The following is a 12,996-nucleotide window of genomic DNA, read 5'->3' on the forward strand; positions in this document are numbered from 1 at the left end:
ACTTTCATCTTCAGTTCCTTGCGATGAACAGGTCGCTACGACGGACAAGCTGAATCCCGCAAGGGCGGGATAAGGCCACTAGTGGTGCCGATGAATCGGCACCAAAGGGGGAGTTCAATTTCTTTGATAACCGTTGTCTCTGACGGTGTTTCTCTTCCCGCGAGGACGAATGAGATTTGTCGCGCATTTTGGCCAGCATGGTAAGACAACAGATTTCTACACGCTTCGAACCTAATCCAGAGAATAACTCACGTACGCAAAAAACTTGCTGTCAGGCGACCAGGAGGGCACATTGATGGTACCCTGTCCCCCGAGGAGTTCTACAACCCCTTCAATCTCGGCTTCTTTAAGGTTTTCCCCTGATAAAGACATCATTCTTAAAACAACATTCCGATTCGCGGGATGACCTTCCGTTCCCTCATCATAGGAAAGAAAAACCAGCCATTTACCGTCAGGGGAAGGGTGAGGAAACCAGTCCTCGTAGGCGTCTGAAGTAATCTGCTCAGCTCTGGCCTCAGGGTTTACTCCCGATACCGGCATCCGCCAGATGTCCAGGCTACCCCCTCTATCCGAGTGGAAATATATCCATTTCCCATCAGAGGAGAAGTCAGGCCCATCATCAAACGCCTCGTGAACCGTCAGGCGCCGTTCTTGACCCCCTTCAACAGTAATGGAATAGATATCGTAGTTGCCATTCCGTTCACCACAGTATACCAGAGTCTTATCGTCACGAGACCAGCCGTGGAAATAGCTGGATTCCTTTTCGGTCACCTGGCGGGGCTCACCCCCTTCCGCAGGCAAGATGAAGATCTGTCCCGCTGAAATCACATATTGGGACCCATCGGATGATATGCCATGATCATTGTTTATCCCATTCACGTCGCCCGTATTCACCAGCTCCGGAGCACCACCGGAAATCGGAAGTCGATAGAGTCTACCTTGAGAGTTTACCAGGAGGTAACTGCCATCAGGGGACCAATTGGGCGCTTCGAAGAGCTCATTGCTGGTATATATGACATTTCTGGTCCCATCATATACGTCAAAAATGGTTATATCGCTCCGCACACTCCTGTCCTGCCCATAGCCTTCAGCGACCATCAGAATTGTAAATCCCAGAGCGAAACAGTGTACAAATCCTCGAATCATGGAAATGATGTCCTCCCCGCTATGCAGGGCACAACGTTCAGTCCTCCTGTGAATGTTGCGACCCATCTGATTATGAACTTTCGAACTCCGGATCGTGGGGGAAGTATTCATCGATGGGAGTTTTGGCCAGTTCTATGAGAAAGGTGCTAACCCGGTCACAAACAAGGTCGAGATACCTTCGACCTTTCTCTGATGTAGCCAGCAACGGATCGGAGGTAGCACATTGATCATTTATTCTTGAGAAATTTCGACTTGTTCTGACCCACCCTTTTCTTAACGCCTCAAAACGAAACGGGCGGGTCTTACCGTCAGCCGCTTTATCCAGTTCCACCAGCTCAGGGTATAGTTCCAGCGCCACTGATGTTTCGAATTCTCCTGCATGGTCATCAGGTTTTTCAAAAATCTCATCATACTTGTCCATCCCTACCGTGTACCAATTGCAGAGAAAGAAATGAACCTCCAGATCACACTGAATCTGCCGAACAAGTGGTGTGAAGTCATTTCCCCCGTGCCCGTTGATAAGAAGAATCTTTCTTATTTCGTGATGAACCAGTGATTCGGCAATCTCACTTATCATCTTGTCCAGAGTGGCCTGAGAGACATGAATGGTTAACGGATAGTCCATTAGATTGCAGTCCACACCGTATGGTATGGGGGGAAGGCAAATAACTGACTTTGTCTTTTCCCACGAAATCCTACTGACTTCTTTCACGACATAACTGGTGTGCAAGAAGTCCTGTCCTTCTGGAAGGTGAAAATTATGGGGCTCAATCGCGCAGGCACCCAGCACAGCCACCTCAGGCTTACCCTTCGCAAATCTGGATAAATTTGTCTGTGTCAAATCCCATTCATGAATCATTTCGGTCCTCCCGAAGGTGTGCCAGAAAGCTTTGATAGATACGCCTGAGCCATCGGATTATCTGGGTCATACTTGAGGGCATTCTGCCAAGCCTGCTGGGCCATTTCTTTTTCATTCGACAAAGCACAAATAATTCCCAGGTTAATCCAGATATCCACAAGAGTGGAATCTTGCTCCAGTACTATTTTGTATTGATTCAGACCCTCGGTTGTGTCACCGCGCATCAAATACAGATTGGCGACATTGTTCCGTATTTCTGGGTTCAGAGGATCCAGATAGAGAGCCACCTTATAAGCGTGCATGGCATCATTGTAACGACCCACTCTCCTGAGGGCAAAGGCGAGGGCTGCGTGTGACAGAGGATCGTTAGGGAGTGAATGTACGGTATTCTCAAGATGATCGATCTTAGCTTGTGTTGCTCGTACTTGTTCAGCTTCCTCCAAGTACTCAATGGCTTCTTCTTCCCTGCTTAATTGTATCAGGGCTTGAGCAAGATTGTAATGGGAACCGTGATGCCACGGCCATTTCTCCGTAACATAACGCAAGTGATCGACTGCCTCCTCGCTTTGTCCGGTACGAAGCAATAGGGAGGCGTACATGTATCGATACTCCAAGTTCTCTGAATCAAGGTCGAAGGCCTTCTCAGCATGTTGTACAGCCTTTTCAAAGTCACCCTCATCTTCTTCCAGAAATGCAAGACTCAAGTAGGCGGGCGCATATTCGTCATCCAGCTGTAATGCTTGTTGAAAAGCAAGCCTTGCACTGTCTACCTTGCCGAGTTCCACATAGGCGCGCCCCATACCTCTGAGCGGGATTTGTGCCGGGCGGGCATGCAGTTCATTGCGGTAATATTCTATCGCCTGCCGGTACTTCTGTTGGCGAAAGGCATTGTTTCCAAGATTATTCCACACTCCTCTGTAGTCAGGCCGCAGCTTCAGCGCTGTCCGGTATGACGTGTCCGCTTTGCCAAAACGCCCCAATTCTGAGTAGATGCGCCCGCGAAAAAAATGAGCATCTGCTCCATTAATCGCATATTCTTCTGCACTGTCTGCAAGTGCCAGTGCAAGGTGGAATCTATGGTGACGCAATTCTTCCATTCCTTCAAGCAAAAACTTGGCGCTCCCGGGATCCGACGCTAGATGGTCTTCATTTCGATTTGAATGACAGCCTGTCAGGATTAGTATGGTAAAAAACAGTGGCAACTGTAAGGATAGCAGTCCATAATATCTTCCTCGATTGGATCGATTCAACCAACTCATGACATCTATTCAGTATCTGGATTTAAGTTCATAAAAAAGAGATATTTTTGAAGTATTCAGAAATTGTGCAAATCTATCGCGGCAAGTGTCTACCAGTAGAAACCTCATGAAGATTAAGCATGAATTATTCACCACGAAGAACATGAAGGAACACAAAGGTAAAAGAAATAGGTACATAGGAGAAACATATTGCCAGGTAAATGTTTCAACACTGAAAGGCTGGAAGCCTGATCCAAACCTAAATAAAACCATTAGTATAACTTCGCGTTTCTTAGCGGCTGATGAATAGATCAATCAAGTTAGCATTCATTGAGAGGTGATGGTACTCCCAACCGACATTGGATTCCTAACGAGTGAGCCCGATCCTTCCACAAGCTGCACCTCCTGATCCGCCGACACTTCACTGAAGTGCTCCACCAGTCCGGAGGGCCAGTATACCAGAAGGGAATCGACAAAGGTTGCCTCACCAAGGCCAAAGGTTGCTGTTTTCTCCGAGCTCGAGAGAAAACTCGATCCAGTCCGGATCCGCCGTTCCATTCGCTGATCGTTCACCCAAGCTACCAATCGTGAACTGATACCATCGCGGTTGCTTTTGCTGCCTTCCAAACGAACCCTGAGAAAACGATTTCCCGCAGAATTGTTTCGCCAGAGATGCACGGGACCCCCATTCTCAGTTACCATAATATCAAGTTTACCGTTACGGTCAAAATCGGCATAAGCTGCGCCACGACCAACAACGGGTTCAATAAAACCCTCACCGCTCGTACTCGCCACGTCCTCAAAGGTACCATCTCCCTTATTGAGAAAAAGATAGGGTGGCTGTGAATATGAAATACCGTCTTGAGTTAGCTCTATATCGGGCTGTACGTGTCCATTAGCCGTAAAAAGATCGAGATCTCCGTCAAGGTCAACGTCAAAAAGGAAAATACCAAACGTAAGTCTCATTAGACTCGGGCGGCCAATTCTTGATATTGCTGACCGCTCTTCAAACAGTCCCCCTGCTCCATATCTGAAGACCCCAATCATTTCCTTTGAAAAATGACCTACGAAAATGGTTTCTTCACCGCTCTTGTCCACAACACCGGCATCAATACCCATGCCAGCTCTAGCCCTACCGTGTTCATCATAAGCGACCCCAAATAATGCCCCTTTTTCTGTGAACGTACCGTCACCATTGTTCACATACAACAGATCACGCTGCGTATCATTTGCCACCACCAGGTCCACCCAACCATCCCTGTTGAAGTCAAATTCGGTTACACCAAGCGTTTTCCCAGGGGCCGGTAAGAATCCAGCTGTCTCTGTCTCATCCATGAACGTACCATCCCCATTGCTTCGATAATAGCGACCCGGAACACCGATGTAAAGTTCCGGCGTACAATAATCCTTGTTCACACCATCGAGTGTACACAGAAGGTCATTTTCCGGTGACCATTCCACATAATTGCCCACGTAAAGATCCACCCAGCCGTCCCGATCAGCGTCGAAAAAGATAGCGGAGGTACCCCATGAAGGTTCGCCAGAGCTTCCCGAAATCTCGCCCACCTCAAAAAATACGCCCTTCTCGTTACGAAACAACATGTTCCGGCTGAGCGTGGTAAAATAGAAATCCTGATCTCCGTCATTGTCGTAATCGGCCACGGTTACACCAAAACCATAAGCGGAAATACCGCCCAACCCAGCCTCTTCAGTTTTTAGTGTGAAAGTACCGTCTCCATTATTATGGTAGAGCCATAATGCCGGAACATGTTTAGTCTCATGGGAGGGCCATTCTCCCCCTCCTACAAGAAGGATGTCTGGCCAGTTGTCATTATCGTAATCGATAAAACCACCTCCCGAACCCATTGATTCAGGAAACAATTTTCCCCCGAATGCACCCGTTTCGTGCCGAAAATCGCCTAGTCCGGCTTCTCTCGTTACATCAATAAAAGTGAGTTTGTCTCGTTTCACTTGTGCAGGTTCTGATTCCGTGCACGAAAACCAGAGACCTGATGCCACAATGAACCACACGTGAACCAGACGGATCCACCTGTCCCGAAATACTGCTACTTGGAATTTTGGCGTCACAATCTGATTAGCCCGGATAATCCCACTGCAAAACCACAGAGGTCACAGTGAGATCTAATAAACATAGGTTTACAAAAGAATAATATTGAACAAAGTACTTCAGGACACAAGTTGGAAATAGGCCATTCCAAAGTTCTAAATATCACATTGAGATACTCTTTGTTATCTGTGGCTGATGAATAAATCAAGTTAGTGTTATGACACATCATAAATTGAGACTACTCAAATCACCCGGTTCACACCGAGAAATCCACGGTGTTATCGAGTCAATCTGAAAGGGTTTCCAGATAAGCCTTCGCCGTTGAATCACCCGGATTGAACTTGAGCACGTTCTCCCAGGACTGCTCTGCCGCCTCCGTCTTCCCCATGCTGGCATAAACCATCCCAAGATTAAGCCATGCGTCGGCTACGGTTGGGTCTTGGTGCAAAACCCGGCGATACCCGGCTATAGCCCATGCCGTGTCCCCGTGCATCAGGTACAGGTTGGCGAGATTGTTCTGCAGGGCTATGTTCCGGGGAGCCAGAGACATGGCAATGTGATGAGCTTCAATCGCCTCATCGATTCGACCGGCACGACGGAGGGCATCCCCATAGTTGACCCATAACATCAGTTGATCGGGGTTCATTTCCGCCAAGGATCGCCAATTCTCGATCTCCTGTACAGACTCCTTGAGGCTATCCGCCAAATCGAGGAAGTACTGTCCCTCCTTTCTTCGGTCAAGCCGCATCAAAGCTTGCCCCAAATTATAGTGAGCCCAATAGTGCCACGCACGATTGCGCACTACCTGTTGGAGATGATCCTCGGCTTCTTCCAGTTGGCCCTCCAGCAACAAAAGGGAGCCCAACATGTAACGGTAATTCAAATTGTCCGGGTCCAGACCCAATCCCCGGCGCGAATACTCCAAGGCCAACTCAAGCTCACCTTCATCCTTGTACACTTCACTGAGTCTGAAGTAAGCCGTTGCATAGGAACTGTCTGCAGCTATGGCCTGCAGATAGGCCTGTTTAGCGCTATCCACCACCCCCAGTTCTGCATAAGCGCGCCCCATCTGGAGGAGAATAGCGGGTGATGAGTAGGCCTCTTGTTCCTTTCGATACCATTTCAGGGCATCGCGCGGGCGTCCCTGGCGAAGCGCTGTGCTTCCCAAGTTAAGCTTGACTCCATGGTAGTCCGGGTCCAGTTCCAGAACCTTCTCATACGAGAACCGAGCCTTATCGAAGAGTCTCATTTTCGTATAGATAAGTCCCCGCAAGAAAGGCGTGTCTGCGAGTTCGGGTGCATAATGTTCCGCGCTGTCAGTCAACGCCAGGGCAACGCCGAAGGCACCCTGATGGAAGGCGTCCTGGGCCTCGACCAGCATGAGGTTCACCTTTGAATCAACAGCCTGTCTTTCAAGGTCAGCTTGTGAAAGTTTCTCTCCATCCGATCCGGACTTACATCCCGCTGCAATGAGGACAACGGAAAGTAAAGCTAAAAGCAGGTAGGCCAGATGCCTGATTGCCTTTTTCATTCCGATAAACTTACGATGGTAGGGGGTCACTTACAATACGACTGGGTACGGTGGGAAGCACATAAAATCTTCTGGTGATTACCCAATCTAGATACTACCTCTGCAACTTGTGCCAGTTGCACTCTCCTACCCCCAGATTCTTCTCATGTGTCAATCTGGAGCTTGTTTCTCTCCGTACTTTTCTCAGGCAGAAAAGTACCAAAAGGCCTCTGGTCCATCTACACTTTCATCTTCAGTTCCTTGCGATGAACAGGTCGCTACGACGGACAAGCTGAATCCCGCAAGGGCGGGATAAGGCCACTCATGGTGCCGATTAATCAGCACCAAAAAGGAGACGTTGGTTCCCCTTTTGCCGCATCTGAAATATTTAGCCCAGGGTTGTTTTCCGAAAAAATCCTGTTTGGAGAGTTCATAACTGTCCGAAGGTCCTTCAAACGGTGTTCACCATCCAGGTTTCTTATCCGGCCTGATTCCTTCGGGCGAATTAGAACCGGAGGCGGTTTCCGTCAAGAAATCTCAAGATCCTGCGGAGAATCCTTGTCCGTCGTAATGAAATGTAGACGGGCCTTGATTTTTTTGGTGCTTTTTGTATCAAGTCGAAGATCCCGACCCTTCGGGGACAAAAAGAACAAAAACCCTTACAGAGTAACAATTCTCCACGGGATCTTGAGATTTTCGTCACCCAATCAAATCGGGAAAAAGGACAGGGGAAAATACTGCCTGTTCACTGGAGAGATTGAAACCCATCAACAAACCGGCGATAGTCATACCACAAATTCCTACTTGCTTCTGCTACGGCCCCTCCTGGAACTTTGCCAGCCAGGCCGTGGCTTGGACGTTATCCGGCTGATACCGAAGTGCATTCTGCCAGGCTTGTCGGGCTTCCTCCAGCCTTCCCGACAGTGCATAGACCGCCCCCAGACTTACCCATATCTCTCCGAGGGAAGGATCCTGCCAGAGTATCGCACGATAGCGTTTGATCGCTCCGGTCGTGTCGCTGAGGCTCAAGCTCAGGTTGGCCACATTGCGCTGAATGGTGACGCTTTTGGGCGACAAATAGAGAGCCACGTCATAAGCATCCATCGCCTCTTGATGGCGCCCTGCGCGGCGCAGCAGGCGCGCCAGTTTAATCCAGCGTCGCGGTACATCGGGATTTACTCGGGCCGTGAATTCCGCCTCGTCAATGAGGTCAGCCAACGTCTGTATGCTGTCGATCCCAGCCAGGTAGTCTCGTCCTTCCTCCATACGTCCAAGGCGGATCAATGCCTGCCCCATGTTATAGTGCGCCCCAGGATGCCATGGCCGCTGCTCGATGGCCGTTTTCAGGTAGCCGATAGCTTCTTGCTCCTGTCCGGTCTGGGCCAAAAGAAGACCGAGAAAATAGTGATGATGTACAGTCTCCGGATCCAGCTTCAGGGCCTTGCGCGAATAGGCGATTGCCGTTTGATAATCACCGTTGTCTTTATGCAGCGCGCTGAGGTCACTGTAGGCCTCCGCATATGAACCATCTATAGCGATGGCTTGCAGATAGGCTTGCTCAGCGCTGTCAACCTTCCCCAGTTCGATATACGCGCGTCCTAGCTGGAGTAGAGTCGTCCGTTGCCGCTCGAGGTCAATCTCCCCGTGGCTCGCCTGCGCCTTTTCCCGCGCTAATTGTTGTTCTTTCCGGTACATGGACACGGCTTCCCCGTATTTGTAACGGCGGAAGGCATTGTTCCCGAGCTTAAACCAGGCGGCGCGATAATTGGGGTCCAGCGCAACTACCCTTTCGTAGGCGGCTTTGGCCCGATTCAGTTGAGTGACTTTTGCAAATATGAGACCCTGCAAGTAAGGGATATCGGCGAGTTCCGGCGCGTCAACCGCTGCGCTGTCTGTCAACTTCAGGGCAGTATTGAAGTCGCCCTGATGAAAAGAATCTTCTGCCTTGATCAAGAGATGCGACACCTCTGGAGTCAAAGCCTTTCTCCGCAAATATGTCTTTGAACTTACTTCGTCATCCGACTTAGGGCTGCATCCCGTATTCACAAGCAGAACAGTCATTATGAAAATACGAATAGGGAGACCTCTGGTGATTCCAAGCTGAATTATCCACAGGATCTTTGTGATTCGCCGCAAAGATTTTGAAATGTGGGCGAAACTGGGGTTAGGCGACTTCGAAGCCCACTAGGACTTGAGTTTCATCTTGTCCGGGTCCCATTCATAAATGCGATTGTCCAGATAGCTCATGTTACAGATCACGGCCGGCGCTGCCGCCCGGTACCCAAAAGAGGCATCTTCCTCAACGGGATCACCGTTGCGTATCGAATTGAAAAAATTCGCAAAGTGATCATAACGGTCATCGTAACCCTCAGGTGCCTTGTATTCACGTCTTTCTCCCATATCGAGTCTTTCAGGCGTAGGATACTTTTCCCTGTATTCCCTGGCAAATTTCTCTTGTGTAGCCTCAGAGAAAGTGCGCACTGAGTTGTAACCATCAATGACCTCTTCTTCTGATGGTCTTCGCCGGGGGTTACGGGAAACGGAAACACCCTCCCAGTCGATCGTCATAACGCCATCGCTTCCGACGAATCGAAAGTGGGAACCACCGCCACTTCCATCGGCAAAGTTCGTTTGAAGAGACAGGGTAAATGCTGGGTGGTTGTCAGTTTCAGGATACTCAAGAAGCCCCAACATCACATCCGGAACGTCCCGACCGTCAATCCAGAAGCGAAGGCCCCCTTTAGTCACAATCTGATTCGGTCCTTTGGACGTCAGAACGTGATGGATCCCTGAGAACAGGTGGACATACAAATCTCCAGCAACGCCAGTACCGTAATCCCAGTAATTCCGCCACCGAAAGAATCTCATGGCATCGAACTGTCTTTTGGGTGCATCACCAAGGAACCTGTCCCAATCGATAGTCTCCGGAGAGGCGTCTGGAGGTATTGAATATTGCCAGGCTCCAATAGAAGAATTTCGGTTGTATACCGCTTCGATCATATTGAGTTTACCGATGGCACCCGACTCATACAGTTCCTTGGCTTTGTCATATATGATAGAGCTTACGTATTGACTGCCAACTTGAAAGATACGCTTCGTTTGCCCGCTTACCTTGATAACCCGAGGTCCATCCTCAAGATGTTGAATCATAGGCTTCTCACAGTAAACATGCTTACCGGCCTTCATTGCAGCAATAGAGAGCTTCGCGTGCCAGTGGTCCGGGGTGGAGAGAATGACCACGTCAATATCAGGCCGGGCAAGTATCTCCTCGTAATCTCGGGTGGTAATCACATCATCGCCGAAAACTTCCTTCGTGTGAACAAGCCTCCCGTCATAAAGATCGGCAGCAGCCACAAACTCAACCCCGGGTACAAGAAGTGCGGTCTTGGTGTCGACAAAACCGATAATCCCCATACCAATTGTCGCAATGCGAATGCGATCGTTCGGTGAGACAGGCGTCGTCTTCCTTGGAGAAATCCCAAACACCTTGGAATTCAGTACTGCAGGAACTGCGCCGATACCTATGGCAGACATCGCGGCAAATTTCCTCAAAAAAGACCGGCGTGAATAGCGCTTATTCCTTCTCATAATGTCTCCTTTTTGTCCAGGTCTGAATTAAGAGCGAAATCTCCAGAACATGGGGTTTACTCCGTAGTTTTTTCCAGCTCGTCTCTTACTCGTTCCAGGAGGCGTTTTGTTGCCCTGATTCCTTCCATTTCACTCATTTCTTTTCCCTCGTACTCTATACCCACATATCCGTGGTAGCCCGAATCAATTACGATTTTCATCATTCGAAAATAGTCGGTGCTAGTCTCGTTACCATTCTCGTCAAAGGCATTACTTTTTGCACTAACCGCTTTTGCGTAGGGTAATAGCTCGCTCACCCCTTCATACCGATCGTACCACTCATCATCCTTTATGCGAAAGTTTCCAAAGTCCGGCAGGGTCCCGCAACGGGGATGGTCAACCATTTCCATGACACCAGTCAACCACTTTCCATTACTGGACAACCCGCCATGGTTTTCGACTATCACGTTTATGTCATGCTGATCCCCGAACTCAGTCAAACGTCGCAATCCGTTAGCAGACAGCTTCATTTGTTCATCGTAACTTCCTTCACTTCTGGCGTTTACGCGGATGGAATGGCACCCAAGAAATACTGCCGCCTCCACCCACTTATGGTGATTCTCTACCGCTTTCCCGCGCGCTTGTTCATCTGGATCTCCGAGGTAACCTTCCCCATCACACATGATCAGAAGGCTTTCGACTCCCTCTCCGGATGCCCTCTCCCTCATTTCTTTTAAGAATACTTCGTCTTGTGCTTTGTCCATGAAAAACTGGTTCACATATTCAACTGCCTTAATGCCGAAGTCGTTCTTTGCTGTTCGGGCGAAATCAAGGTGTTCAAGCTTGCCACCGAAAATGGCCTTGTTGAGCGACCATTCAGCCAGAGAGATCTTGAAGGGTGGTTCCTTCGAAGAAGCGAAAACGTTTGTACCCGCCAAACGGGCAATACTCAACCCGCCTGCCAACTGTGCGGATTGCTTCAAGAAATCACGTCGATTAATCATAACTGAACTCCTTTTCTTAAGGTGTTGGTTCCATCCACAAAACTGTCATTTCTGATTCCCGGCACGATGACGACACACTTATCTGGCTCCAATCCAACTGTGCATTCTTACGTTACCCATCGCGACAGCCACCCGCCGTCGGTCGTCTGAGAGCAGTTGCCGTTCAAACGTGCCGGATCCTTCTTCAATTCCTATTTCCTGATTTGACTCAATATTGACGAAATTGTCCACCTGGCCGCTTGGCCATTGGACCCTCAAAGAATCAACGACCGATTTCTCTCCCAGTCCAAACGTAACGATTGTCTCAGACTGCGAAAGGTAACTGGATCCCGTACGAACCCGTCTTGTCATCACGCAATTCCCAGCGACTGCGACAACGAGTGATCCGATGCCGTCGCGATTACTCTTGCGGCCCACCAGCCGGACCCGGAGGAAATTACCTCTCGTCGCATCGTTACGCCAGAGATGTGCCGGACCACCATTCTCTGTTATGAGTATGTCCGGATCTCCATCACGATCATAGTCACCGTGGGCGGCTCCTCGTGCCACCATGAGATTACGAAACACTCCTCCTACCTTCTGGCCTACCTCTTCGAAAGTGCCATCGCCGTCATTTAGGAACAGCTGAGAAGATTGTCGATAGCTAATTGTATTTCTGTTTTGGCTTCTCATGTTTACGCCGCTCGGATAGACATGTCCATTGGCGGCAAAAAGATCGAGATCCCCGTCAAACTCTACGTCGAACAAAAAGAGCCCAAACGTCAGGGTATTCAGGCTCGGCAGTCCAATCTTGGAGAGTGCGGCGCGATCAATGAACCACCCGCCATCGGAATACTGATAAACGCCGATCATTTCGTTCGAAAAGTTGCCAATAAAGATAGAGGGGTGACCACTACTGTCGACAACACCAACATCAATACCCATGCCGGCACGAGCCTCCCCATGCTCGCTGTATGCCATGCCTCTGACCGTCCCATTCTCAGTAAATGTCCCATCACCGTTGTTCTCATAGAGAAGATCGCCTTCCCCGTCGTTGGAGACCACGAGGTCCGGCCACTTATCGTCGTTGAAATCGAACTCGGCCATGCCCAGTGACTTACCGGGAGCCGGTAAGAATCCCGCTTCTTCTGTCTGATCGGTGAAAGTACCGTCTCTATTGTTCCTATAGAATCGACTTGGAATACCCTCGTACATTTCAGGAGGGCAGTAGGCCTTGTTCTCGCCATCCATTGAACACCATTTGTCTTGTTCCGGAGACCAGATTGCGTAGTTACCTACATACAAATCGAGCCAGCCATCTCTGTCAGCGTCAAAGAAAATGCCGGAACTGCTCCACTCTGAGACACCGGACACGCCTGCTTCTTCACCAACGTTCTTAAATGCGCCACCCTCGTTTCTGAAAAGCATGTTCTTGTGCAGTGTTGTAAAGTAGAAATCCTGGTCACCGTCATTATCGTAATCGGCTGCAGCGATTCCGATACCGTAAGCCGTTACTTCAGTCAATCCTACTTCGTGAGTCTTTTGACTGAAGGTCCCGTCACCATTGTTCCTGAATAACCATAGTCCCTGCACCTGTCTGTCCGTTTCGTCTGACAGAATACCTC

9 protein-coding genes are annotated in these 12,996 nt (G+C 49.4%); all 9 read right to left on the bottom strand.

From position 1 onward, the window contains the following. Positions 1 to 231: 231 nt before the first annotated feature. Positions 232 to 1,146 (bottom strand): transporter, encoded by a 915-nt coding sequence (locus tag V3U24_03280; protein MEE9166471.1) that lies wholly within the window; start codon positions 1,144 to 1,146, stop codon positions 232 to 234. Between the two features lie 70 nt (positions 1,147 to 1,216). Beyond that, entirely contained in the window at positions 1,217 to 2,005 is a 789-nt protein-coding gene (locus V3U24_03285; protein MEE9166472.1) for a creatininase family protein, read from the bottom strand. Beyond that, positions 2,002 to 3,102, bottom strand: coding sequence for a tetratricopeptide repeat protein (locus V3U24_03290; GenBank protein ID MEE9166473.1), 1,101 nt, complete (start codon positions 3,100 to 3,102; stop codon positions 2,002 to 2,004). Before V3U24_03290 ends, V3U24_03285 begins: the two co-directional genes overlap by 4 nt. Before the next feature lie 468 nt (positions 3,103 to 3,570). Further along, entirely contained in the window at positions 3,571 to 5,214 is a 1,644-nt protein-coding gene (locus V3U24_03295; GenBank protein MEE9166474.1) for a CRTAC1 family protein, read from the bottom strand. 383 nt (positions 5,215 to 5,597) lie between these two features. Further along, positions 5,598 to 6,842 carry a tetratricopeptide repeat protein gene (locus tag V3U24_03300; protein MEE9166475.1) on the bottom strand — a complete coding sequence of 415 codons (1,245 nt, stop codon included), beginning with the start codon at positions 6,840 to 6,842 and terminating at the stop codon, positions 5,598 to 5,600. Between the two features lie 792 nt (positions 6,843 to 7,634). Next, positions 7,635 to 8,798, bottom strand: coding sequence for a tetratricopeptide repeat protein (locus V3U24_03305; protein ID MEE9166476.1), 1,164 nt, complete (start codon positions 8,796 to 8,798; stop codon positions 7,635 to 7,637). A gap of 207 nt (positions 8,799 to 9,005) precedes the next feature. Beyond that, a complete protein-coding gene (locus V3U24_03310; protein ID MEE9166477.1) occupies positions 9,006 to 10,409 on the bottom strand; it encodes a Gfo/Idh/MocA family oxidoreductase in 1,404 nt (467 codons plus the stop codon). 56 nt (positions 10,410 to 10,465) lie between these two features. Further along, positions 10,466 to 11,392, bottom strand: coding sequence for a sugar phosphate isomerase/epimerase family protein (locus V3U24_03315; protein ID MEE9166478.1), 927 nt, complete (start codon positions 11,390 to 11,392; stop codon positions 10,466 to 10,468). A gap of 78 nt (positions 11,393 to 11,470) precedes the next feature. Then, the coding region (locus V3U24_03320; GenBank protein ID MEE9166479.1) for a CRTAC1 family protein at positions 11,471 to 12,996 on the bottom strand (1,526 nt) is incomplete at its 5' end.

This window comes from Candidatus Neomarinimicrobiota bacterium, from assembly GCA_036476315.1.
GTDB lineage: Bacteria > Fidelibacterota > Marinisomatia > Marinisomatales > S15-B10 > JAZGBI01.